This window comes from Streptosporangium nanhuense, assembly GCF_059358815.1.
Map to the genome: position 1 here is coordinate 1 of NZ_JCADBG010000019.1, position 23826 is coordinate 23826.

23 protein-coding genes and 1 pseudogene are annotated in these 23826 nt (G+C 72.2%); 9 read left to right on the forward strand and 15 right to left on the reverse strand.

Annotation, left to right across the window (positions count from 1 at the left end; genetic code table 11):
* The 3 genes and pseudogenes from AC5L38_RS30965 to AC5L38_RS30975 all read right to left on the reverse strand — a co-directional run.
* A pseudogene (locus AC5L38_RS30965) lies at positions 1-227 on the reverse strand (RICIN domain-containing protein); the annotation flags it as partial.
* Positions 228-784: 557 nt separating this feature from the next.
* On the reverse strand, positions 785-2233 hold the full coding sequence (gene argG, locus AC5L38_RS30970; RefSeq protein ID WP_495246335.1) for an argininosuccinate synthase: 1449 nt from the start codon (positions 2231-2233) through the stop codon (positions 785-787).
* A gap of 382 nt (positions 2234-2615) precedes the next feature.
* Positions 2616-3242 carry a GNAT family N-acetyltransferase gene (locus AC5L38_RS30975; RefSeq protein ID WP_495246336.1) on the reverse strand — a complete coding sequence of 209 codons (627 nt, stop codon included), beginning with the start codon at positions 3240-3242 and terminating at the stop codon, positions 2616-2618.
* Positions 3243-3422: 180 nt separating this feature from the next.
* Between AC5L38_RS30975 and AC5L38_RS30980 the strand changes: the two genes are divergently transcribed.
* A complete protein-coding gene (locus AC5L38_RS30980; protein WP_495246337.1) occupies positions 3423-5768 on the forward strand; it encodes a HelD family protein in 2346 nt (781 codons plus the stop codon).
* A 172-nt stretch (positions 5769-5940) separates the two neighbouring features.
* Positions 5941-6999 (forward strand): ABC transporter substrate-binding protein, encoded by a 1059-nt coding sequence (locus AC5L38_RS30985; RefSeq protein ID WP_495246338.1) that lies wholly within the window; start codon positions 5941-5943, stop codon positions 6997-6999.
* 77 nt (positions 7000-7076) lie between these two features.
* On the opposite strand, the gene AC5L38_RS30990 is transcribed toward AC5L38_RS30985, so the two are convergent.
* From AC5L38_RS30990 to AC5L38_RS31020, 7 genes are all read right to left on the reverse strand, one after another.
* Positions 7077-8834 (reverse strand): ABC transporter ATP-binding protein, encoded by a 1758-nt coding sequence (locus AC5L38_RS30990; protein ID WP_495246339.1) that lies wholly within the window; start codon positions 8832-8834, stop codon positions 7077-7079.
* On the reverse strand, positions 8831-10546 hold the full coding sequence (locus AC5L38_RS30995; RefSeq protein WP_495246340.1) for an ABC transporter ATP-binding protein: 1716 nt from the start codon (positions 10544-10546) through the stop codon (positions 8831-8833). Before AC5L38_RS30995 ends, AC5L38_RS30990 begins: the two co-directional genes overlap by 4 nt.
* A gap of 41 nt (positions 10547-10587) precedes the next feature.
* The gene (locus tag AC5L38_RS31000; RefSeq protein WP_495246341.1) at positions 10588-11568 is read right to left on the reverse strand and encodes a FecCD family ABC transporter permease; all 981 of its coding nucleotides are present in this window, start codon (positions 11566-11568) and stop codon (positions 10588-10590) included.
* Positions 11569-11618: 50 nt separating this feature from the next.
* Entirely contained in the window at positions 11619-12629 is a 1011-nt protein-coding gene (locus tag AC5L38_RS31005; RefSeq protein WP_495246342.1) for an iron chelate uptake ABC transporter family permease subunit, read from the reverse strand.
* A 142-nt stretch (positions 12630-12771) separates the two neighbouring features.
* A complete protein-coding gene (locus tag AC5L38_RS31010) occupies positions 12772-13902 on the reverse strand; it encodes a serine hydrolase domain-containing protein (protein ID WP_495246343.1) in 1131 nt (376 codons plus the stop codon).
* A gap of 300 nt (positions 13903-14202) precedes the next feature.
* Complete coding sequence (locus tag AC5L38_RS31015) at positions 14203-14688, reverse strand: Clp protease N-terminal domain-containing protein (protein WP_495246344.1); 486 nt, start codon at positions 14686-14688, stop codon at positions 14203-14205.
* Entirely contained in the window at positions 14685-14921 is a 237-nt protein-coding gene (locus AC5L38_RS31020; protein WP_495246345.1) for a hypothetical protein, read from the reverse strand. The genes AC5L38_RS31015 and AC5L38_RS31020 overlap by 4 nt, the downstream gene beginning before the upstream one ends.
* A gap of 317 nt (positions 14922-15238) precedes the next feature.
* Here AC5L38_RS31020 and AC5L38_RS31025 point away from each other — a divergent pair, with 317 nt between their 5' ends.
* Positions 15239-15652, forward strand: coding sequence for an SgcJ/EcaC family oxidoreductase (locus tag AC5L38_RS31025; RefSeq protein WP_495246346.1), 414 nt, complete (start codon positions 15239-15241; stop codon positions 15650-15652).
* 96 nt (positions 15653-15748) lie between these two features.
* Here the strand turns inward: AC5L38_RS31025 and AC5L38_RS31030 are convergent, their stop codons facing one another.
* Positions 15749-16048: a substrate-binding domain-containing protein gene (locus AC5L38_RS31030; RefSeq protein WP_495246347.1), complete on the reverse strand. Its 300-nt coding sequence runs from the start codon at positions 16046-16048 to the stop codon at positions 15749-15751.
* On the opposite strand from AC5L38_RS31030, the gene AC5L38_RS31035 reads away from it, so the two are divergent.
* Genes AC5L38_RS31035 through AC5L38_RS31045 form a run of 3 tightly spaced genes read left to right on the forward strand, consistent with a single transcriptional unit; the run spans position 16013 to position 17657 of the window.
* Positions 16013-16540, forward strand: a complete 528-nt coding sequence (locus AC5L38_RS31035; protein ID WP_495246348.1) for a hypothetical protein — start codon at positions 16013-16015, stop codon at positions 16538-16540. The genes AC5L38_RS31030 and AC5L38_RS31035 overlap by 36 nt on opposite strands.
* Before the next feature lie 34 nt (positions 16541-16574).
* Positions 16575-17525, forward strand: coding sequence for an ABC transporter permease (locus AC5L38_RS31040; RefSeq protein ID WP_495246349.1), 951 nt, complete (start codon positions 16575-16577; stop codon positions 17523-17525).
* Positions 17526-17528: 3 nt separating this feature from the next.
* Positions 17529-17657, forward strand: a complete 129-nt coding sequence (locus tag AC5L38_RS31045) for a hypothetical protein (RefSeq protein ID WP_495246350.1) — start codon at positions 17529-17531, stop codon at positions 17655-17657.
* 63 nt (positions 17658-17720) lie between these two features.
* On the opposite strand, the gene AC5L38_RS31050 is transcribed toward AC5L38_RS31045, so the two are convergent.
* The gene (locus AC5L38_RS31050) at positions 17721-18188 is read right to left on the reverse strand and encodes a nuclear transport factor 2 family protein (protein WP_495246351.1); all 468 of its coding nucleotides are present in this window, start codon (positions 18186-18188) and stop codon (positions 17721-17723) included.
* A 335-nt stretch (positions 18189-18523) separates the two neighbouring features.
* Here AC5L38_RS31050 and AC5L38_RS31055 point away from each other — a divergent pair, with 335 nt between their 5' ends.
* Positions 18524-19036, forward strand: a complete 513-nt coding sequence (locus AC5L38_RS31055; RefSeq protein WP_495246352.1) for an RNA polymerase sigma factor — start codon at positions 18524-18526, stop codon at positions 19034-19036.
* A complete protein-coding gene (locus AC5L38_RS31060; RefSeq protein ID WP_495246353.1) occupies positions 19033-20082 on the forward strand; it encodes a CU044_5270 family protein in 1050 nt (349 codons plus the stop codon). Before AC5L38_RS31055 ends, AC5L38_RS31060 begins: the two co-directional genes overlap by 4 nt.
* Before the next feature lie 202 nt (positions 20083-20284).
* On the opposite strand, the gene AC5L38_RS31065 is transcribed toward AC5L38_RS31060, so the two are convergent.
* Positions 20285-21106, reverse strand: coding sequence for a helix-turn-helix transcriptional regulator (locus AC5L38_RS31065; protein ID WP_495246354.1), 822 nt, complete (start codon positions 21104-21106; stop codon positions 20285-20287).
* 275 nt (positions 21107-21381) lie between these two features.
* Between AC5L38_RS31065 and AC5L38_RS31070 the strand changes: the two genes are divergently transcribed.
* Positions 21382-22146 (forward strand): SAM-dependent methyltransferase, encoded by a 765-nt coding sequence (locus AC5L38_RS31070; protein ID WP_495246355.1) that lies wholly within the window; start codon positions 21382-21384, stop codon positions 22144-22146.
* Positions 22147-22307: 161 nt separating this feature from the next.
* Here the strand turns inward: AC5L38_RS31070 and AC5L38_RS31075 are convergent, their stop codons facing one another.
* Together AC5L38_RS31075 and AC5L38_RS31080 are read right to left on the reverse strand one after the other, a co-directional pair.
* Positions 22308-22790 carry a GNAT family N-acetyltransferase gene (locus AC5L38_RS31075; protein WP_495246356.1) on the reverse strand — a complete coding sequence of 161 codons (483 nt, stop codon included), beginning with the start codon at positions 22788-22790 and terminating at the stop codon, positions 22308-22310.
* Between the two features lie 262 nt (positions 22791-23052).
* A complete protein-coding gene (locus tag AC5L38_RS31080; RefSeq protein ID WP_495246357.1) occupies positions 23053-23685 on the reverse strand; it encodes a GNAT family N-acetyltransferase in 633 nt (210 codons plus the stop codon).
* Between the last annotated feature and the right edge of the window lie 141 nt (positions 23686-23826).

The following is a 23826-nucleotide window of genomic DNA, read 5'->3' on the forward strand; positions in this document are numbered from 1 at the left end:
GCGATGGGGGCGCCGTCGCCGGTGGCGAGGTCGAGGACGTCGATCGCCTTGCCGCTGTGCCGGTTGACCAGGACGTACCAGGCGTTGGTGTCGATCGTCGCGGCGGCGGCCGGGGTGGCGGCCACGAGCGACTGGCACACCGCGAGCAGCGCCAGGACGGCTGCCGCGAAGGCGGCGCCGGTACGGCGGCGGACGCCTCGTGGGGGAGGGCTTACGGTTCTGTTCACAGGGGGGTGCCTCTCGTTGCGGACGATTCGCGGTGACGATTCGTTACGGACGACGGCGCTACGAACATGAGACGATGGTTGTTAGCGTTAACATTTCCGCCGTGTGTCTGGCACCTCACAGACACGAGGCGGATGTGTGCCAAGTTTCGGCAGCGGCGCCGGGGCCGTCAAGCGGTGGGCGGTCCCCGGGGAAGGCCCGGCGCGCGGGACCGGTGTCCCACGCGGCCTTCCCGCTCGTTCTCCGGCCCGCACCCGGCTGCGCGACCTGCGCGTTCCCGGGCGCCCGGCGCCGCACGCGACGGAGCCCCCGCGGTCCGTCGGGGGACCGCGGGGGCTCTGAAAGTTTCAGTTCCGCGACCGGGGCGCGGCAGCGCGCGGGGCGAACGCGGCGGGGCGGGGCTCTAGGCGGGGCGGGGCGGGACGGGGCGGGACGCGAACGCGGCGGGGTTCCGGGCGGGGCGCCGCGGGTGTTCCTTTCCGCGTACGTGCCGGCGCGGGCCACCACGCCGGTCTCGGGGAGTCTCGCCGGGCGGCCGGCGGCCGGCCCGGCGATCCGGTCAGTCGGTGCCGAACTCCATCGCGGCGCGGTCGAGCATCTCGTCGTCGCCGGAGACCTCGCCGCGTGAGGCGATGGCCTCGGCGCCGCCCCTCGGCATCGCGCCGATCAGCCCGGTCGAGGCAGCCTGGGCCGCGCCGATGAGCGCGGGGTGGGTGGTGCCGACCATGCCGAGCCCGGCGTACTGCTCCAGCTTGGCGCGCGAGTCGGCGATGTCGAGGTTGCGCATGGTGAGCTGGCCGATCCGGTCCACCGGGCCGAACGCCGAGTCCTCGGTGCGCTCCATCGACAGCTTGTCCGGGTGGTAGCTGAAGGCCGGGCCGGAGGTGTCCAGGATCGAGTAGTCCTCACCGCGCCGCAGCCGCAGCGTCACCTCACCGGTGATCGCCGTGCCGACCCAGCGCTGCAGCGACTCTCGCAGCATCAGCGCCTGCGGGTCGAGCCAGCGGCCCTCGTACATCAGCCGGCCGAGCCGCCGGCCCTCGTTGTGGTAGCTCGCCAGGGTGTCCTCGTTGTGGATCGCGTTGACCAGCCGCTCGTACGCCGCGTGCAGCAGCGCCATCCCGGGGGCCTCGTAGATGCCGCGGCTCTTGGCCTCGATCACCCGGTTCTCGATCTGGTCCGACATGCCCATGCCGTGCCGTCCGCCGATCGTGTTGGCCTCCATCACCAGGTCGACCGGGGTGGCGAACTCCTTGCCGTTGATCGTCACCGGGCGGCCCTGCTCGAAGCCGATGGTCACGACCTCGGTGGCGATCTCGACCTCGGGGTCCCAGAAGCGCACGCCCATGATCGGGTCCACGGTCTCGATGCCGGTGTCGAGGTGCTCCAGGGTCTTGGCCTCGTGGGTGGCGCCCCAGATGTTGGCGTCGGTCGAGTAGGCCTTCTCCGTGCTGTCGCGGTAGGGCAGGTCGTGGGCGAGCAGCCACTCCGACATCTCCTTGCGGCCGCCGAGCTCGGACACGAAGGCCGCGTCCAGCCAGGGCTTGTAGATGCGCAGCTGCGGGTTCGCGAGCAGGCCGTAGCGGTAGAACCGCTCGATGTCGTTGCCCTTGAAGGTCGAGCCGTCGCCCCAGATCTGCACGTCGTCCTCGACCATCGTCCGGACCAGCAGGGTCCCCGTGACGGCACGGCCGAGCGGCGTGGTGTTGAAGTAGGGGCGCCCTGCCGAGCGGATGTGGAACGCGCCGCAGGTGAGCGCGGCCAGGCCCTCCTCGACCAGCGCCGCGCGGCAGTCGACCAGGCGCGCGATCTCGGCGCCGTACGCCAGCGCGCGGCCGGGCACCGAGGCGATGTCGGGCTCGTCGTACTGGCCGATGTCGGCGGTGTAGGTGCACGGAACGGCACCCTTGTCGCGCATCCACGCGACGGCGACCGAGGTGTCGAGGCCGCCTGAGAAGGCGATGCCGACCCGCTCGCCGGTGGGCAGGGAGGTGAGAACCTTGGACATGAAACAAGAGTATGCATTAAGCCGCATGGTTATGCAAAGCGGGGTGGCCTGTATCGCGACGGGTCCCGGTGGGGATCGTCGTCGCCGTGCTCACGGGAGGCGCGGGGGAGGCAGGGGAGGCGATGCCCGGCGGGACGTGCGGGGGTGGCAGGGGGCGATGCCCGGCGGGGACATGCGGGGGTGACAGGGGGGCGATGCCCGGCGGGACGTGCGGGGGTGACAGGGGAGGCGGGAGGGGCGATGTCCGGCGGACCGCGCCGAGGGTGGAGGTGTGACGGTTCGGCGGGCGTGCCGAGGTGGAGGTGTGACAGGTGGCGGGAGGGCGGCGGTTCAGCGGACCGGCCGCGTGTGGTGGTTCAGCGGGCCGGGCGGGTGCGGTGGTTCAGCGGGCCGGCCGGGTGTGGTGCGGAGGTGTCGGGCGGGCGTCGGTCATGTCCGCGGTGATGGCCCACTGTTCGTGGTCTCGCCAGGCGCCGTCGATGAACAGGAGATCGGGCGAGTAGCCTTCCTTCCTGAAGCCATGCCGCCGCAGGAGCCTGAGGGACGACTCGTTGCCGGGCTGGACCTGGGCTTGCAGGCGGTGCAGCCGCAGGACTTCGAAGGCGTGTCTCAGCGCCAGTCCGAGACCTTCGGACATGTAGCCCCGGCCGGCGGTGGGGGCGAAGGCCGCGTAGGCGATGGATCCGCACTGGAAGCGTCCGCGGATGATGCTGTTGATGTTGATCACACCGGCGACGGCTCCGGTGTCGCGCACGCAGACCAGCAGGCATTCCTCGGCGGGCTGGTCGTACCGGGCGAGGAGGGTCTGGAACTCCTGGACCGTGGTGGGCAGGGACATCCACGGATGGTGCAGGTCGACGCTGGCGCGGACCAGTTCGAGGAACTCTTCCTGGTCGTGACCGGCGATCGGGCGCAGGGTCACGCGGGGGGAATCTCCCGAACGGCCGGCGGGGAACGCCTCGACCGTCGCCGCCTGTCCGGTTTCCTCGACCCCGTCGTTCTGAATCACGGACGGAACGATATCGCGGCCCGTGGCCCGGCTCGCTCGCGCCTCGGGGGCCCGGCGGGGTCGCGTTTCCCCGGCGTCAGGCTGATGCATTGGCGCACGGAACGGTTTATACTCGTCTTCTTAGCGCTCTAGCATGAAAAAAGCATATAAATCTCCAACTAAAAGGAGCGTACCAAGGATATGTCGAGCCGTCAACTGTCAAGCCCTCAGATCGAGGCCGAGCAGTCCTACATCACCATGCTGTACTGCCACCTCGACGAGGCGCGTGAGCGGGCCGAGACCTCCCTGAAGGAGGCGCACCGGAATCCCGGTGTCGGCACCGCCCGGGGCATGGTCGAGCGGGAGGTGTTCTCCGGCGAGTACGCCAGGCGCCTCGCCAGGCTCAACGGGGTCGAGCACGGCCTGTGCTTCGGCAGGATCGACGACTCCGGCGGTGAGACCCTCTACGTCGGCAGGATCGGGTTGCGCGACGGCGACGGCGAGCCGGTCCTGATCGACTGGCGGGCACCCGCCGCCCGCCCGTTCTACACCGCCACGCCCGGCGACCCGGGTTCGCTGGTACGGCGCCGCCACCTGCACACCCGCGACCGGATCGTGGTCGGCGTCGACGACGAGGTGTTCGACCTCGATCGGATGAGCGACGCCGACCGCCGGTCGCTGGTCGGGGAGGCGGCGCTCCTGGCGACACTGCGCCGGGCGAGGACCGGCAAGATGAGCGAGGTGGTGGCCACCATCCAGACCGAGCAGGACCGCGTGATCCGCTCGGGCCTGCACGGGATCCTCGTGGTCCAGGGCGGTCCCGGCACCGGTAAGACGGTCGCCGCGCTGCACCGGGCCGCCTACCTGCTCTACACGCACAGGGACGTCCTGGAGCGCAGGGGCGTCCTGATCATCGGGCCCAACGACCTGTTCTCCCGCTACATCGAGCAGGTGCTGCCCTCCCTCGGCGAGAGCGACGTGGTGATGACCACGCTCGGGCGGCTCTATCCGGGCATCGCGGCGACGGCGGAGGACGGCCCTCCCCAGGCCGTGATCAAGGGCGACCTGCGGATGGCCGAGGTGATGGCGAGAGCCGTACGGGATCGGCAGCGGGTTCCCGAAGGGGACCTCGAGGTCAAGATCCCCGCTCGGACGTCGGTGCGCGGGGGCAGGGAGGTCGTGGTCGACTGGACGACGCTCCGCGTGGACCACGGCACCTGCGTCGTCGCCCGCGACCGCGCCCGTGCGCTGCGCGGCCCGCACAACGAGGCCCGGCACGTGTTCGTGCTCGACATGCTGCGGGCACTGGCCGCCGCCGAGGCCGCGCAGTACGAGTGGCTGACGGACGAGGAGGAGCTGGGGGTGGTGCTGCCCGACGACGGCGACTCGTGGCTGGAGCTGCCGCCGGACGAGGAGGAGATGCGGGTCGACGAGGAGGAGACGCTGCGGGAGGCGTGCCGGGTGCTGTGGGAGCAGCCGACGGTACGGCAGGCGATGGACGAGCTGTGGCCGGTCCTCACCCCGGAGCGGCTGGTCGGCGAGCTGCTGTCCGACTGGGAGGCGATGCTCTCGGCGGGCCTGGACGCCGGTGAGGCGGGGGAGCTGCTCCGTGCGCCGGACGCGCCGTGGACGGTGGGTGACGTGCCGCTGCTCGACGAGGCCGCCGAGCTGCTCGGCTCCGACCTGACCGCCGATCGGGAACGGGATCGGGCCGAGGCCGCCGAGCGGCGCGACGAGCGGACCCACGCCCAGGACGTGCTGACCTACAACGACGACTTCGAGATCCTGGACGAGGCCGGGGCGAGGCTCGCCGACCTGCTGGACGTCGGCACCCTGGCCGACCGCCATCACGACCGCGGCCCGGCGCTGACCACCGCCCAGCGCGCGGCCGCCGACCGGGCGTGGGTCTACGGTCATGTGATCGTCGACGAGGCCCAGGAGCTGTCGGCGATGGCCTGGCGTTCGGTCATGCGGCGCATCCCGACCCGCTCGCTGACCGTGGTCGGCGACATCGCCCAGACGGGGTCGGCGGCGGGCGCCCGCACCTGGGAGGAGGTGCTGGCCCCCTACGCGGAGGGCCGCTGGCGCGAGGAGCGACTGATGATCAATTATCGGACCCCGGCCGAGATCATGGACGTGGCCGCCGACGTCCTGCGCGCCGTGGCTCCCGATCAGGTCCCCCCGAGGTCGGTCCGTACCGGCGGGACCCCGCCTCGCGCCGTCCGTCGGACGCCACTCGGGTTCGCGGAGGTGGTGGAGTCCGAGCTCGCCGCGATCGGCGAGGGACGGTTGGCGGTCATCGTTCCCGACGCGCGTCACACCGGGGTCGCGGAGGTCGACCTCGAGACGCCGGTGGTGGTGCTCACCGTGACCCGGTCCAAGGGGCTGGAGTTCGACGCCGTCGTGGTCGTGGCCCCTGACGAGATCCTCGCTCAGTCGCCCAAGGGGGGTCACGATCTCTACGTGGCGATCACCCGGGCCACCAGGCGCCTCGCCGTGGTGCACGAGGCGGAACTGCCCGGCATGCTCGCCGGGCTCGCCCGGTGACGCCGGCGAGGCCGTCTCCGGGAGGAGGGGAGACTCCCGGTTCTTTCGCGTCTCGGCGCGCGGGCGGGTGACCTGGGCCGACGTCGCCGGCGGTGGGGAGGACCCGTCCGACGTCGAAAAGTTAGGTAATGCTAACCTAATGCGAACTTCAAGGAACTTCGCAAGGAGCACGATGTCGGGCAGCGTTCCATCCCTTCGAGCACGGCTTGTCGCGACACTGGCGGCGGGAGCCTTCGCGCTGGCGGCGTGCGGTTCCCCGGCGGCCGGGGAGCGGCCGGCCCCCCCGGCGGGAGGCGCGGCGAACACGGCGAACACGGCGAACACGGCGAACACGGCGAACACGGCGAACACGGCGAACACGGCCTTCCCCGTTTCCATCGAGCACAAGTACGGCTCCACGACCATCCCCGCCCAGCCCCAGCGAGTCGTCACCGTCGGCTGGAACGACCAGGACTTCGTGCTGTCCCTCGGCGTGGTCCCCGTCAGCACGCGGGAGTGGTTCGAGGAGTACGCCGGCTACCCGTGGGTCAAGGACAGGCTGAACGGCAAGCCCCTTCCCACCTTCTCCGCCGAGCTGAACTTCGAGGCCATCGCCAAGGACCGCCCCGACCTGATCCTCGCCGTCTACGAGACGATTACCAAGGAGGCGTACGAGAAGCTGTCGACGATCGCCCCGACGGTCGTGCAGTCCGGCGCCTACCCCGACGAGCAGACGCCGTGGGACGTGCAGACGCTGACCACCGGCAAGGCCCTGGGCAGGAGCGCCGAGGCCCAGGCGCTGGTCGACAAGGTCAACGCGAGGATCGACGAGGCGAAGAAGGCCCACCCCGAGTTCGCGGGCAAGGTCATGGCGGTCGACTTCGGCCCCGAGCGGGGCCGGCACTGGATCCTCCCGGCCAAGGACCCGCGCCGCGCGCTGTTCGACGCGCTCGGGTTCGGCGCGCAGGAGGTCAAGGACGAGCTCAGCGAGGAGCGGCTCGACCTCATCGACAAGGACGTGCTGTTCGTCAACGGCGCGACCAGGAAGGCGATGCTGGCCTCGCCCGCCTTCTCCCGGCTGGACGTCGTCAAGACCGACCGCACCCTCTACGCCGGCTTCGACACCCCGCTGGGCGGCGCGCTGTCCTACAGCGGCCCCGACGCCCTGCTGTACGCGCTGGACGCGCTCGTCCCGCAGCTGGCCAACGCCCTGGACGGCGACCCGGCCACCGTGGTCGGCGACCTGTCGTAAGGGCACTCCCCGGCGCGCCCCCGGGCGTGGCCGGGGCCAGGTTCAGCCCCCGCGCCCTCGGACCACGTCCCCAGGGCTCAGCGCGACTCCCAGGCCTGCCAGAGGCGGGCGTAGCGGCCCCCGGCGGCGACCAGCCGTTCGTGGGGTCCCTCCTCGACGATCCGCCCCTGCTCCAGGACGACGACGCGGTCGGCGGAGACGGCCTGGGTCAGCCGGTGCGCCACGACCAGGGTGGTCCTGCCGCGCGTGGCCGCGGCGGCCGACTCCTCCAGCACGCGCGCGCCCATGCTGCCCGCCTCCGCGGTGGCCTCGTCCAGGACGGCGACGGCCGGGTCGGCCAGCACCAGGCGGGCCAGGGCGAGCTGCTGCGCCTGGGCGGGCGAGAGCTCGTGGCCGCCCTCCCCGACCACGGTGTCGAGGCCCTCGGGCAGCGCCAGCGCCCACGGCAGCGCCCCCACCACCTCCAGCGCCGAGGTGACCTGCTCGGCCGTCGCGCCGGGGCGGGCCAGGCGCAGGTCCTCGACGAGGGGCCCGGCGAAGACGTGGGTCTCTTGCGTGATGATCGCCACGTGCCCGCGCAGCCTCGCCGTGTCCAGCGAGGAGGGGGCGACCCCGCCGATCAGCACGCTGCCGCCGGTCGGGCGCAGGGACCCGGCCGCGACGGCGGCCAGGGTCGACTTGCCCGCGCCCGTCGAGCCGACCAGGGCGACCCGGGCCCCGGCGGGCACGCGCAGGGTGACGCCGTGCAGGACCTCCGCGGAGCCGTCGTAGCTGAAGCGCACGTCGACCAGGTCGAGCGAGGCGTCGGCCGGCGCGGGCCCGCCCTCGGGTTCGGGGGCGGTCTCCAGATGGGCGACGCCGACCAGCCTGGCCAGGCTCGCCCCGGCCGCCTGCACCTCGTCGAAGACGAACAGCAACATGCCGATCGGGTTGAACAGCCGGTGGAACAGCACGGCCGTGGCGGCGGCCTCGCCGACGGTGACGGCGTCCGCGCGGACCAGCAGGAAACCGGCGACCAGGATGGTGGTCAAGCCGAAGAACTCGGCCCTGTTGACCCGGCCGACGAAACGGGTGAACAGGTCGAGCACCCCCACCGACACCTCTTTGGAGTCGTGCGAGGCGGTCTCGATGGCGCGCAGGTGGCCTTCCTCCACGCGGTAGGCGTGGACCGTGCGCACGCCCTGCATGCTCTCCACCAGCCGCTGCGACGAGCGCGCGACCGTGACGCGCTGGTTCGCGTAGTAGGGGGCGGCCCGGGGGAGGTACCAGCGCAGCGCCAGCACGTACAGCGGCACCGAGACGGCGCCGGCCAGGCCGAGCCGCCAGTCGAGGCCGACCATCGCGGCCAGGCTCAGCGTGCCGAGCAGGACCGAGGCGATCACGCCGGGGATGACGTCGGAGACGGCCTTGGTGACCTCGGCGGCGTCCGCGCTGACACGCGACAGCAGGTCGCCCTTGCCCGCGCGTTCCAGCCTGGTGAGCGGGAGCGTGAGGGCGCGGGCGACCGTGCGCTCGCGCAGGACGGCCAGGATCTGGCCGCCCAGCCTGGCCACCAGGTAGGACGTCAGCCCGGTGGCCGCGCCGCCGACGAGGGCCGACACCGCGATGGTCACGGCGACCGCGACGATCACCGCGGTGCCCGACTGCTCGCGCACCCGGTCGACGAGGATTCCCAGCACGTACGCGGGGATGACCGACGCCGTCGCGCCGAGCAGGCCCACGAGCAGCGTCACGGCCACCGCGCCGCGGCGCTCGCGCAGGTGGGCGCGCAACCAGCGCCAGGTCTCACCGCCGCTCGCGATCGGCAGCAGGTCCTGCTCCTGTGGCGTGCTCATCGCTGTACCGCCCGCCTGTAGTCGTCGTCGGTGGCCCCGAGGCCGGTGTGCGATCCCTCGGCGACCACCTTGCCGCCGTCCAGCACGAACACCCGGTCGGCGGCGGCGAGCAGGGCGGGGCTGCTGGTCACGACCACCGTGGTGAAGGTGTCGCCGTCCCCGGGGTGGCGCAGGGAGCGCAGGCCCCAGGCGATGCCCTGTTCGGTGACCGCGTCCACGGCCGTGGTCGGGTCGTGCAGCACCAGGACCGGCGGGCGGGCCAGCAGCGCCCTGGCCAGGGCCACCCGCTGGCGCTGGCCGCCCGACAGGCTCGCGCCCCGCTCCACCACCTGGTGTTCCAGGCCGTCGGGATGGGCCGCGACCACGTCGTCGGCCGCCGAGGCGGCCAGGACCGCCGCGAGCTCCTCGGGACTGTCCGGCGTGCCACCCACGGTCAGGTTGGTGGCGAGGGTGCCCTCGAACAGGTCGGTGTGGTGGGGTTCGACGAGGATCCGGCCGCCGATCCGCACGCTTCCGCCGTACTCGGAGGGGCTCACCCGCCCGGACAGCACCCGTACCAGCGCGTCGGCGTCGGCGGGCCGGTGGGCCATCACCCCGACGAACTCGCCGGGCCCGGCCACCAGGTCCACCCCGGTGAGCGCGTCGTAGCTCAGACCGGAGATCTCCAGCCCGGGAGGACCTCCGTCCGGCCGGTCCGTCGCGCCGCCGTCGCCGGGCGGCGGACCGCCGGGCAGCAGCACCGGCGCGCCGGCCACGCGTGCCACCCGGTCGGCCGAGGCACGCGCCTCGGCCACCCAGCCGGGTACCAGCGTCAAAGTGCCCACCGGTTCCATCAGGAACTGGGCCAGCCCGATCACCGTGATGAACTCGCCGGCGGAGATCTGGCCGCGCAGCGCGAACCACCCGGCGAGCACCGCGACCCCGCACGCCAGCAGCGAGCCGCCCGCGCCGGAGACGGCCGCGTAGATCCCCTGGGTGCGGCCCGCCCGCAGCGCGGCCGCCAGCGAGAGCCTGCTGACCCGCGTGTACCGCTGGGAGGCCGCCGCCTCGGCGCCGATGCCCCGCAGCGGGCGCACCCCGCTGACCAGGTCGGTCGCGAGCGACGCGGCCTGACCGGCCAGCTCCTGCTGGGCGGCGACGTGCCGGGTGATGTACGGCGTGCCGACGTGCAGCGCCAGCAGTGTCAGCGGCGTGGCCACCAGGACGGCCACGCCGAGGGGCAGGTCGATGAGCAGCAGCGTCACGGCGCACACCGCCGCCGCGACCATTGCCCCGACCGCGCGCGGCAGGTAGTCCAGGAGCTCGGAGGTGTTGTCGGCGTCGTTGGAGGAGATCGTGAGCAGCTCGCCCGCGCGCAGGCCGGTGTCCAGGCCGCGCCGGTCGATGATCTTCGCGGCGAGCTCCAGGCGCAGCAGATGGGCCTCGCGGGCGATGGCGCGCATGATGGTCCGCGCGCCGTACCGGTAGGCCAGGCTCAGGGCGGTGAACAGCGCGGCCAGCACGGCCAGCCACCACAGCAGCGACCCGCCGTCGCCCGGCCCGATCGCGCGGTCGACGATCACGCCGATGAGGATCGGCACGCTCGCCTCGCACACCTGGTGCAGGCTGAGCAGCAGGGTGCCCGCGCCCAGGCGCGCGGCGTTGCGCCTCAGGGTCCTGCGCAGGACGCCCGTCCCGGTCATGCCCGCCCCGGTCGTACGTGCCTCGGTCATGCCCGCTCCCGTCGTACCCGTCCCTGTCACGCGTGTCCCTGTCATGCGCGCGCCTGTCTGGCCAGCAGCCACGCGAAATAGGCCCCGCCCAGGCTCACGGTCACCACTCCCACGGGTAGTTGCGTCGGAGAGAACAGCCGGACCGCCAGGAAGTCGCCGACCAGCAGCAACAGCGCGCCGGTGAGGGCCGCGGGGACCAGGGCGACCCCCGGGGCCCGGGTCAGGCGCGCCGCGATCTGCGGGGCCACGAGCGCGACGAAGGAGATGGGCCCGGCCGTGGCGGTCGCGACGGCGGTCAGCGCGACGCCCACCGCCAGGTAGGCCAGCCTGGTGGGCCCGCCCCGCACTCCCAGCGAGGTGGCGGTGTCCTCACCGAGCTCCATGACGCGCAGGCGCGCTCCCATGGCCAGCAGCAGCAGGCAGAGCGCGCCGACTGCCCCCGCCGCGGGCGGGACCTGCTGCCAGCGCAGGTCGTTCAGGCTGCCCTGTTCCCACAGCGCCGCCGCGTAGGCCGCGCGCAGGTTCACCTTGACGACGAACCACTGGTTCACCGAGTCGAGGATCGCGCCCACCCCAATGCCCACGATGATCAGACGCAGGCCCGGCATTCCGCGCCGCAGGGTCAGCAGGTAGACCGCCACGGCCGTGGCCAGCCCGCCCACCAGCGCGCCCCCGGCGCTCAGCCAGTAGCCGCGGCCCACGAACGCCATCGTGAACAGCACCCCGGTGTAGGCGCCGATGTTGAAACCGATCACGTCGGGGCTGCCCAGCGGGTTGCGCAGCAGCGACTGGAAGATCGCGCCGCTCAGGCCGAGCGCGGCCCCGACCAGCAGGGCCAGCAGCACGCGCGGCAGCCGCCAGTCCAGCACGACCAGCCGGGCGAACCCGCTCTCCTGACCGGTCAGCACCCGCACCACCTCGGCGGGGGAGAGCTCGAACTCGCCGGTGCCCAGCGCCAGCACCGCCACCGCCGCCGCCACCAGGACGAGGACCGCGCACACCACGGCCGTCCGTACGTTCACGCGCGTCGAGAAGGCGGGCCAGGGGCGTACCACCACGGTCCTGCGCGCCGTCACAGCGCGCCCGCCCTGGCCCGGCGGACCATCCAGATCAGCACGGGTGCGCCGACGAACGCGGTGACGATCCCCGCCTGCAGCTCGGCGGGCCTGATGACCAGGCGGCCGACGACGTCGGCGACCAGCAGCAGGATGGGGGCGCAGACGAGGGTGAAGGCCAGGATCCAGCGCTGGTCGGTGCCGATCAGCCAGCGGACCGCGTGCGGGACCATCAGGCCGACGAACCCGATCGGCCCCACCGCGGCCGTGGACGCGCCGGCCAGCAGCATCACCGCCACCAGGGCCAGGAGCCGGGTGGTCATGACGTTCGCGCCCAGGGAACGCGCCACGTCGTCGCCCATCGCGACGGCGTTCAGCGACCTGGACGCCAGCAGCGCCAGCAGCAGGCCGGCGCCGATGAACGGGGTGATGGCCACGGCGATGTCCAGGCCGCGCCCGCCGAGCGTGCCGGCGTCCCAGAAACGGAGGTAGTCGAAGGCGCGGGGGCGGACGAGCCTGATCCCGCCCGACACGCCGTCCAGCATCGCGCCCAGCGCGACCCCGGCCAGCGTCAGCCGCAGGGGGGTCGCGCCGCCCCTGCCCATCGAGCCCAGCGCGTAGACCGCCACCATCGCGACGGCCACCCCGGCGAAGGCGAACCAGACGTAGGACCAGATGTCGGTCAGCCTGAACAGTCCGACCGCGACCACCACGAACAGCGCCGCGCCCGCGTTGGCGCCGAGGATCTGCGTGTCGGCCAGCGGGTTGCGCGTCACGGCCTGGATGAGCGCCCCGCACACCCCCAGCGCCACGCCCACCAGGAGACCGAGGACGGTGCGGGGGACGCGCAGGTTGCGGACGATCGCCTGCTCGTCGGTGTCGGTGAAGTGGAACAGGGCGTCCCAGACGGCGTGCGGGGCGATGGTCCGGGTGCCCAGGGTGAGGCTCAGCACGCACGCGACGACCAGCAGCGCCAGACAGACCCAGAGCCAGCCGGTACGGCGGGTGAGGGACCCTGCGGGGGACATGGGAAGACTCTTTCGTGGCGGCTCTGGACAGGCTGGGACGGAGAGCTCGCCTGAAATAGGTTAGCCTTTCCTAATTTTGGGAGACTAACTGGATCCGGCCAATTTCGACAAACCGGACGTCTGGTTCATGGTCGCCCTCCGGTCACCCGTCCGTGTCGCCCGACGGCGAGGTGCCCGGGGGGAAGAGCGGCTCGAAGAGCGTGGTGAAGGTCTCCCGGAAGTCGTTCCAGTCGCCGTTCAGGTTGCTCACCAGCACGCGGGTGCCCTGACGGTCGCCCATCGCGTACGACATCGAGCCCCGGATGAAGCCGCCGCCGCCCCAGAGCGTGACCCCGCCCGGGAGCCTCTGGGAGTAGACGCCGAGACCGTACTCGCTGTCCGGTACCCAGCCCGAGCCCTCCGTCGAGACGGTGGTGAACATCTCCCGCTGCTGGTCGGGCGGCAGGAGGCGGCCGCCCAGCAGGGCCTCCAGGAACCGGTGCAGGTCCGAGGTCGTCGAGATCATGCCGCCCGCGGCCCCGGCCCAGCTCACGTCCATCTCGGTCACGTCGTGGATCTCCGCGTCGAGGCCGTTCCCGTCCGTCGTGGAGTAGTGGCGGGCGTGCGGGGCGCGGACCGTCTCCTCGGCGGCGGGGAGGTAGGTTCCCGTCAGGTGGAGCGGGCGGGCGAGGCGGCGCTCGATCTCCTCCGCGAGGGTCGCGCCCGCCGCGAGCTCGACGATCATTCCCGCGAGGCTGTAGTTGACCTTGGAGTAGACGAAGCGCGTCCCCGGCTCCCCGGGGCTCGGAGGCTCCTGGCCGGGGAAGGCGTCGGGGAGCCCGCCGGTGTGGTTGAGCAACTGCCTGACGGTGATCGCGGTGCCGTCCGCGCCGAGGTGCTCCTCCACCACCCCCGGCAGCCACTTCGCCACCGTGTCGTCGAGGGTCAGCCTTCCCTCGGCCGCCAGTTGCAGGACCACCGTGCCGGTGAACGCCTTGGTGAGGCTTCCGATGCGGAAGTGCTCGTCCGGCCGGCGCTCGCGGCCGGTCGCCAGGTCGGCCACCCCCGCGGTGCCGGACCACGGTGCCGAGCGGGCGTCCCTGAACTCGGCGATGACGCCGGGGCCGCCGCCGCCGGCCACGACCCGGTCGAGCGCACGCCGGATCCGGGCCCGGTCCTTTTCATGGTCAGGCTCGCCGCCGCCCCGGCCGCGACCGGCGGGGGCCGTCATGGCGGCCCCCGCCACCGTCAGGGCGACGGCGAGCAGGCCGGCACGGGCATGGAACATCGACATGTTGCCTCCTGGGCATGGAAGAGGAGCGGGGGTCGGAAGGGGCGGGCACACGGCACGCCGGAACCCGGAACGGGGCCGCGCGGGCGGGAGCGTGACGGGCGGCCGGAAGTCGCGGAAGTCGCGGAAGTCATGGAAGACGCGGGAGACGCGGGAGGCGCCGGTGGCCGGGCCGTCACGCCGCCTGTAAGCGTGCCGGAAGAGGGAGCGGGAGCGCGGGGACATGGCCGGCGAGGCGTACCCGCTGGAGGTGCTGGAGGTGGGGGTGTTTCCGGCGAGAGCCTTACATCACGCCACCCCACGTCACCCCATGTCGCCGTTCTCGATGGTGCTCTGGACGCGGGTCACCAGGTCGGCGCGGTCGACGCCGGCCAGGGCCAGCGCGCGTGGCACCGCGCCGACCTCGGCCCGCAGGATGCCGAGCAGTACGTGCGCCGGTCGCAGGTCCCTCTTGCGGGGGACCGAGGCGAAGCCGCGGTCAAGGGCGAGCCTGCCCGTCGCGCCCATGGTGGGCGAGCGCCTGGGCGCGGTGCTCGACGGGGGGAGGCCGAAGAAGGCGGGGGACACCCCGACCGTGCTCAGGCTGTGCTCGAACTCCCGGTCGAGGGCGGCCAGGATCGCCCGGTGGTCGAGGCCGGCGGAGGCCAGGACGCGCTGCGGGGCGGTGCCCTCCTGGGCCGCGACGGCCAGCAGGAGGTGCTGCGCCTCGACCGTGGCCGATCCGTGCCGCCGTGCCTCGGTCGCCCCCTCCGTGATGACCGTGTGGAGGTATCTGTCGAACGTTTTCATGGGGAACGTCTCCTCAGCGTGACGCCCGCGACGATGAGCCGCCTGGCGTGCTTCCGGTGGACCGCCTGACGCGTCACGCCGAGTGCCTCGGCGACCTGCGGCCAGCTCCAGCCCGCGCGCATCGCCTGCTCGACGGAGGCGTCCTCCAGCTGGTCGGCCAGGCGCCGCAGCGCCACCACGGCCGCCAGCGCGTCGGCGGGGTCCTGGGGTGCGGGAATGTCGCTCGCGGGCATGTAGGCAACACTAGTTGACTAATCCGGAATTGGTCAACATAAGTTGCTTAGAACGAACGGCCGCGCACGACCCCCGGTTCGTTCGGGTTCCTCGGCCCCGGCCCCGGCCCCGGCCCCGGCCCCGGCCCCGGCCCCGGCCCCGGCCCCGGCCCCGGCCTCGTCCTCGGTCCCGGCCTCGACCTCGACCTCGGTCCCGGCGTCGGCGGGACGGGGGGAAGGCGGATCGCGCTTGACCTCATGTCAGGTTGAGGATGCATGGTTCTTCCCGGGGGCGATCGGCCCCGCGCCACCGAGTGACCGAACAGGGGAGAACCGACATGAGCGCCGATCCGTCCGAAGAGGCCGCCATCCGCCGGGTGGTCGCGGACGCCGGGGAGTTCCAGAGCGACGTGGACAGGTTCGTCCCCCTGCACACCGCCGAGGCGGCGATCGTCAATTTCGGCGGTCGCAGGGTGGCGGGACGCGAGGTGCTGGCCGAGGCGATGCGCCAGGCTCTGGCGTCGCCGCTGGCCGACGTGCTCACCACGGTCGAGATCGAGGACATCCGCTTCCTGCGCGAGGACGTGGCGATCGTGGCGAGCGTCAAACACATCCACGACGGGCGGCGGCAGGACGGCGACGCCCCGGTGGGCGCGCTGCCCGCCACCTCGGGGCGGCTCACCTACGTGATGGTCAAGGATGACGGCGCCTGGAGGATCGCCTCCGCCCAGACCACGCCGATCCTCACCTGAGCCTTCTTCGCCGGAGCGGGCCGGGACCGTTCCCGTCCGCCGGTTACGTGGGGTTGGCCCGGGAGGATTCGCGCAGCACGAGCCCGCACGGCACGGTCAGCACGCCGCTCGGGCGGGGGCGCCGCCGATGGCGCCGAGCAGGTGCTCGGCGGCGACCCGCCCGATCTCGCCCAGGTTCATGTCGACCGTGGTCAGCGGGGGCCTGCGGCCCATCGCCATCGGCTCCCAGTTGTCGAACCCCACCGGCGCCACGTCCTCGGGGACACGCCGCCCGCGCTCCCTGAGGGTCTCGCAGACCCCCGGGCGATCTGGTCGCTGCCGCAGAAGATCGCGTCGACCTCGGGGTGCGCCCTCAGCAGGATGTCGGCGCCCTGGCGGCCCCACTCCTCGCTCCACTCGCCGAACAACGGCTCACCCGCGGAGCGCAGCCCGGCCTGGGCCAGCGTGCTCCCCAAGTACGGGGAGCCGTTCACCGCGACCCAGGTCGCGGGCGCCTCGACCATCTTCGCGGGCACCAGGCACGAGCAGGAGGCGGTGGAGCTGTTCGCCTTCCACAACGACCCGCGCTACGTCGACCTGTTCGAGCAGGGCCTGTGGATGCCGCAGGAGAAGAAGTACTACGAGGACCAGGCGGCCATCGACGCCTGGACGAAGAACGACGCGCACCCGCCGGAGTTCCGGACCGCGGTCGTCGACTACACGCGCGAGCACGGGGTGCCCGACATCCGCAACCGGGTCAGGAACCTGTCGGCGATCTCCAGTGACGTGCTCACCCCCGCCCTGCAGGAGATCGAGTCCGGCAAGCGCCCGGCGGGCGAGGTGCTCAAGGAGGTCGCCCCGAAGATCACCGGCATGCTCCAGGGCTGGCACCACACCCAGGCCCTGTGATGGCCCCTTCGTCGGAGCGGGCAACTACACCTCGATGCTCGACGACGAGCTGTTCTGGAAGTCGCTGGGCGCCACCACCTACTACACCCTCGGCGCCGTCCCGCTCGTCCTGATCGTCAGCTTCGCCGTGGCCATGCTGCTCAACCAGCGGGTACGGGGCCTGTCGCTGTGGCGGACGATCTTCTACCTGCCGACGCTCGTCCCCGCGATCGCCAACGTGGTCCTCTGGATCTGGATCTTCAACCCGGACTTCGGGCTGCTCAACTCGCTGCTCCGCCAGGCAGGCCTGCCCGGCTCCCAGTGGATCTACGACGAGGGCACCGCCATCCCCTCGCTGATCATCATGAGCACCTGGGGGTTCGGGAACACCATGGTGATCTTCCTGGCCGGGCTCCAGGGCGTGCCCAGGCACCTGTACGAGGCGGTGGCCATCGACGGCGGCGGGCCGCTGCGCCGCTTCTGGCACGTGACGCCGCCGATGATGACGCCGACCATCTTCTACAACCTCGTGGTCGGCGTCCTCGGCACCGTGCTCACCTGCTCGATCGCCGCCTTCAGCTTCTCCAGGCTCCGCTGGCGCGGGCGCGACGTCGTGTTCGCGGTCCTGCTCAGCGGCGTGATGCTGCCCTACGCGGTCACCCTCATTTCCACCTTCGTGATGTGGCAGGAACTCGGCGCGCTCGACACGATCCTGCCCCTCACCGTGCCGAGCTGGTTCGCCGGAGCGGGCGGCGGGGTGTTCAACGTGTTCCTGCTCAGGCAGTTCTTCCTGACCATCCCCTTCGAGCTGGACGAGGCCGCCTACATCGACAGGGCCTCGCCCTGGAGGGTGTTCTGGACGATCGTCATGCCGCTGTCGAGACCCGCGATCGTCGTGGTCACCATCTTCACCTTCATCGGCACCTGGAACGACTTCCTCGGACCCCTGCTCTACCTCCAGAACGAGGAGAACTACACGCTCTCCCTCGGCCTGGCCTCCTTTTAGAGCATGTACATCACCCAGTGGGGATACCTCATGGCGGCCTCCGCCGCCGTCATCGCCCCGATCATCGCGCTCTTCCTCTTCCTGCAGCGCTATTTCATCGAGGGCGTCACCCTCACCGGCATCAAGAACTGAGGCCCCCTGCCTCCCCTCAGGGGCGAGGGGGCGGGACGGCCCGCCCCCTCCGCCCCTCGCCGGTCAGGTGCCCGGCGCGCCCTCCTTCCAGGCGTCGGCCCACCCTCCCTGCACCATGGTCTGGAAGACCCACCGGCCGCCCGACCTCACCAGCAGGTCCGCGTAACGCATGGCGTACGCCTCACCGCCGGCCGTCACCGTCGCGTCGGTGACCACGACGACCAGGTTCGCGGTGAGGAAGTGGGGCGTGCGGACCGACTCCATCGCGAGGTCGCCCGGCTCCCCGCCCCCCATCACCTCGGCCATCGTGCGCGTGAACCGCTCCCTCGTCCACCGGTCGGCCAGGCCTTCGCCCTCAGGACCGTCGGTCACCACGTTGAGCGGGAACATCGCCATGTCCGCCATGCGCTCGACGTCGGCCTTCGCGCTGTGGGCGTCGTACTCGGCGAACCACGCCTCGACGCTCACCCTGTCTTCGGCCGTCGGCGTGAAGGCGCCGCTGCCGAACGGGGATTCCTGGATCTCTGACACGATTCCGCTCCTTCGTCGATGACGCGTCCCGCCGGTCCTCGCCGGGCATCGACCGGCGGCACGCCATGAACCGTACGAGATACCGTACACCGTACGGAGCGTCTGTCAACCGAGGCGGACGGGAGCCGCGCCCGGCGGGGCTCGGGGAGCGGGGCCCCGCCACCTCCGGCGGCGGTCAGAGCGGTGAGAGGAGAACCGGACCCGTCGCGCCGCCGTCGCTCCCGGACCCCGGCCGGGTTGAGACAGGGGGCGCGAACCGCTCACGGCGATCTGCAACATTCCAAAAAGTGCCGGACATGTACTAGACGTCCGGCACCCTTCGGCAAGGAGATCCTGTGACACACCGAGATCGCTTCGAGGCGGTCTATGACGCGTACTACCCGGCGATACACCAGTACGCCGCCCGCCGCACCGGGTCGCCCGACGACGCGACCGACGTCATCTCCGAGACGTTCCTCACCGCCTGGCGGCGCATCGGTGACGTGCCCGAGGGGGAGGAGGCGTTGCTGTGGCTGTACGGGGTGGCCCGCCGGGTGCTGGCCAACCAGCAGCGCGGCGCCTCCCGCAGGGCCGTGCTCGCCGAACGGCTGCGCGGGGAACTGGCCGCCGACCGCCCGGTCAGGCCGGTCGAGCTCGACCACGTCCGCGCCGCCTTCGACACGCTGCCCGAACGTGACCGCGAGGTCCTGGCACTGGCCTGCTGGGAGGGCCTGACCAGCGAGCGGATCGCCAGAGTCGTGGGATGTACGGCCATCGCCGCCCGGACCCGGCTGCACCGGGCGCGCAAGCGGCTGGCGGCGGCGCTGGAAGGGCGGACGTCCTTGACGATCGCGAGGAGAGAAGCATGAGTGACATCGACGACCTGGTGAGGGCCATCGACCCGGCACCGCACGCGCCGGATCAGGGGCCCGGCGCGCGCGAGCTGCGTGAGGCGATCATGGCGACCCGGGCACGCCCGCACCGGACGGCCTGGCGGCACCTGCCGTGGTGGGCCGGTGCCGCCGGGCTGGTCGCGGCCGCGACCACGACGGTGGTCCTCCTCGGCCAGGCCGTCCCCGCCCCGCCGTCCCCTCCCGCGGCCACGGCCGGCGACACCTCCCTGCCGGGCGCCTCGATCCTGCTGGCCGCCGCCGCCAAGGCCGAAGCCGCACCCGAGGGGGCTTACTGGCGCCTCAAGCGGCAGTACACGATGCGGTGGGCCCGGCCGTTCGGCAAGGAGGGCAGCACCTACCGCCTGGAGACCTCCAACCTCGTGGAGACATGGGTGGCCAAGGACGGCCGGAGCTGGCTCGGCCACCGGGAGCTGGGCGTACGCCCGCTGGACACGGAGGCGTGGCGCCGGGACGGCTCGCCGACCGAATGGCCGATGGGGGAGGACGGCGGCGTCTACTCCACCTCGCCCGGCGAGGGCAGGCTCATCCGGACCAAGGGCAAGCAGCGACTCTACTGGAGCGCCATGCCCCTGACCCTGGAGGAGATCGAGGCGCTGCCCGCCGACCCCGAGGAGCTGAAGAGGCGGGCCGCCGAGGCGATCACCGTGGACAAGGACTTCGCCGGTTCGGTGGAGTACGGCCTGCCGGGGACCCTGGCCACGCTCCTGTACGAACTGCCCACCTCCCCGGGGGTGCGCGCCGCCGCCTACCAGGCGCTGGCGACGCTGCCCCGGGTGCGGGTCGAGGGCCCGGCCACCGATCCGCGGGGGCGGCCCGGGGTCGCCGTGACCTTCCCGATCCAGGAGGGGCAGCCCACCGTGGGCAGGCTGGTCATCGACCCCGACACCTCCAAGGTGCTGACCTTCGACGTGATCGGCATGCCGATGAAGGGCGACCGGGTCGAGGTGGTGCTGGAGTCCGGCTGGACCGACACCAGGCCGTCCCCGCCCTCGGCCGGCTGAGGGTGACCGGCCCGGTCACGCGGGGCGTGGGCACCCCGCGCGGTTCCCGATCACGCGCGACCGGCGGCCGGTCCTGGCGCGTCCGCCGCCGGGATCCCCGGAAACCGTCTCCGAACATCATGGCGGCGAGAGCGCGGAGGCGGAGTTCAGGAGCCGGAGTTCAGGAGGCGCAGTTCAGGAGGCGCAGTTCAGGAGGCGCAGTTCAGGAGGCGGCGAGGGTGCGCAGCCGGGTGAGGGCGTGCTCGGACGGGCTGCCGGGCTCGGCCTGGGCGACGATGAGCTGCTGGCCCGGGGTACCGGCGATGTGGAACGTCTCGGGCCAGAGGGTGAGGTCGCCGACGTCGGGGTGGTGCAGGCGCCTGGGGCCGTCGGCCTTGGTCCGCACGTCGTGGCGAGCCCACATCCGGCGGAACTCCTCGCTCTCGAACGATAGGTCGTCGACCAGTTCGGTCAGGTGCGGGTCGTCGAGGTCCGCTCCCGCGGCGGCGCGCAGGTGGGCCACCAGGGAGAGGGCCTCTTCCTCCCAGTCCACGAAGAACTCGCGTGCCGCGGGGTCGAGGAAGGTCATCCAGAGGATGTTGTCCACGTGGTCCAGCCCGCTGTGGAGCGCGGCCCCCATCGAGTTCCTGGCCAGCAGGTCCATCCAGCGGCCCGTGACGAACGCCGGCGCGTGGTCGCAGCTTTCCATGAACCGCAGCACGTTCGGGCTGACCGGCGTCGTCCGGCCGGTGGACCTGCGCCGGTGGGGCCGGGGATGCGCGAGCTGGTAGAGGTGCTTGACGGCCTCGGGATCGAGCTGGAAGACCCGGGCGAGGGCGTCCAGCACCCGGTCGGACGGGTTCTGCTCGCGCCCCTGCTCCAGGCGGATGTAGTAGTCGGTGCTGACCTCGGTCAGCATGGCCACCTCCTCCCGGCGCAGCCCCGGCGTCCGGCGTGGACCTCCGTCCGGCAACCCCACCCGCGCGGGGGCGGTGATCTCGCGCCGGGCGCGAAGAAATTCGCCCAAAAGGTTGCTTTTGTCCATTTTTTCAATATATGCCACACTAATTCCGGCGAAGCAACCGTCGGCGGCGGCATGACCCGCCGGTCGCCGCCCATCGCCACCCGCGAGGCGAGGGCCGCGGCCGAAGGGGTGCCGAGCGGGGGCGGGGCGGGTGACCCCGGAGCCGTTCGTGTCCGACCACTCCGCAAGAGGCTCGGCCGGTTACTCCGCAAGAGGCCCGGCCGGTGCGGACGAGGATCCAGCGGCCGGGAAATCCGGTTGCGCGCGGGGATCGGGATGATGTTGGGTCTGGTCCCGTGACCTCGTTCGACGCGCTCGTACGCCCCGACCGTTACCCGCTCTCGTCGGCCTACGATCCGGCCTGGCTGCTCCGGCTCGACATGGGTCCCCACCCGCTGTGGATGCTGGAGGACCTGGCCCGCGACCTCGACCTGAGACCCGGCATGCGGGTGCTGGACCTCGGCTCCGGCAAGGGCGCGACGTCGGTGTTCCTGGCCCGCGAGTACGGCGTCCAGGTCGTCGCGGCCGACTGGTGGGTCGGCGCGGACGAGGCGGCGGAGGTCTTCGCCCAGGCCGGTGTGGGCGATCGGGTGGAGGCGGTGCACGCCGAGGCCCACGTCCTGCCGTTCGAGAAGGAGAGTTTCGACGCCGTCGTGAGCGTCGACGCCTTCGAGTACTTCGGCACGGCCGACAGCTACCTGCCCTACCTGGTGCGGTTCCTGCGTCCCGGAGGGCTGCTCGGGATGGCCACCCCCGGGATGACGCGCGAGGTCCGCGAACTCGGGGCGATCCCCGCGCACATCAAGGAGGTGGTCGGCTGGGAGGCCATCGCCTGGCACACGCCGCAGTGGTGGCGTTTCCAGTGGGAGATCACCGAGCTGGTGGAGGTCACCTCCGCCCGGCTGCAGGAGGGCGGCTGGCACGACTGGCTCCTGTGGGCCAGAGCCTGCGCCGACCACAACCCGGAGGACCGCGCCTCGCACCAGCCCGTGATCGACATGCTCGTCGCGGACGGCGGCGAGCACCTCGGCTTCACCCTGGTGACCGCTCGCAAGAGGTGACCGCCCGTGAGGTGAACGGCCGCGGGAGGTGACCGCCCGTGAGGTGAACGGCCGTGAGGTGACCGGCCACCCCCTCCGGCAGGGGTGGCCCGGATGCCGGACATGGGTGCCCGCCCTCTCCGGGACGGGAACCAAGGCGCCCGTCCCGGAGAGGGATCCGGTCAGAGCCTCCGGTAGTAGACGGTTACCGGAAGCGGGGTGCACCCGAGCCGCTCGTAGAGAGCTCTGGCGGGCGCGTGGAAGGGGTCGCCTCCGGTGCCGATCTCGACCACCTCGGCTCCGAGGGCCCGCATCTCGTCGAAGGCGTGCTCGCACAGCGCGGTGCCCGCGCGGTGCCGGCGGTGCCCGGCCGAGACGGCGAGATGCGAGACGGTTCCGTTCCGGCGGGCCGGGTCGACGCTCCAGGCCACGTAGCCGGCGATGACGTCCCCGGTCTCCGCGACCGCGACGTACCTGTGCCGCTCCGGGTCGTGAAGCTCGGCGACCTGCTCGCGATAGTCGTCGCGCCAGTTCCCGTGCTGGTTGGCGAAGACGACCTCGCCCACCAGGGGACGGAAGTGGTCCTCGTAGAACGGCCGGAACGTCTCGATGGTCAGCGCGGTGAGCCGCGCCAGGTCGTGCTGGACGAACGGGCGGATGAGCATGGGGAAGTGCCTTTCGAACCCAGGGCTTGACACCCGGAAGAAAAAAGGGGGCATCGATCGGCCCGCTCACGGCCCGGTGTCGGCGGCGAGCAGGCCCTCAGTTACGGGTACGCCAGGCGGCGAAGCACTCCATGGCACCACGGTAGCGTCTCCCCGGCTGTCAGGACAGCCGGGGAGACGCCGTCCGGTCCCGGCGCCTCGATGGAGAGCACCGGGGTTTCAGGCGCCCGCCGTGGCGGCGGGGACAAGGCCTCGGGCGTGGTCAGCGCGGGCCGAAGTGCGGCAGGCACGGTCGCAGGTCGCGGATCTCCACCGGAACCGGACTGGTGAAGTCGTCCCGGTCGAGGCGCAGGCGCTGCTGGACGGCTCGCCGGCCGCGCACCTGGCACACCGCCAGGCCGTCGGGCCGGTAGCCGAGCTTGCCGGAGACGGCCAGCGAAGCCGGGTTGTCCAGGAAGGCGCCGGACACCGCCGTCCGCGCGCCGAGCCCGTCGAAGGCCAGACTCAGCACGGCCGCGCGCATCTCGGTGCCGAGCCCGTCGCCCTGATGAGCGCGGCCCAGCCATGAGCCGGTATGCACCTCGCGGGTGACCGGGAAGTCGACGGCGGACAGATCCTGGACACCGACCACGCGTCCCTCGTGGACGACGACGAAGTTGCAGCACCACTGCTCGGCCCGCCACCGCGAGATGACGCCGAGATGGAACCGGACGACGTTGCCGGGGAGCTCGTCCGCGGGAGCGTCGGTCCACGGCACGCCGAACGGCATCAGGTCGGGGTCGTGGACACCCTCCAGAGCCCGGTCGGCCAGCTCGTCGAGGTCGTCCAGGGAGGGCAGCCGCAGTTCGAGCCGAGGCGTGATCAGTCTTAGGTTGTATAGCGGCCAATTACGCATATGTGTCCATCATTCCGACATTTCTTGGTGCCATCGGGAGAGCCCATGCCCATGCGCCCGGGCGGTGGAGTGTCCGGGGCTCGCGGGCCGGCGAGGTCGTTCCCATGCCGAGTCCCGGACGCGCCCGCAGGTGCGCATCCG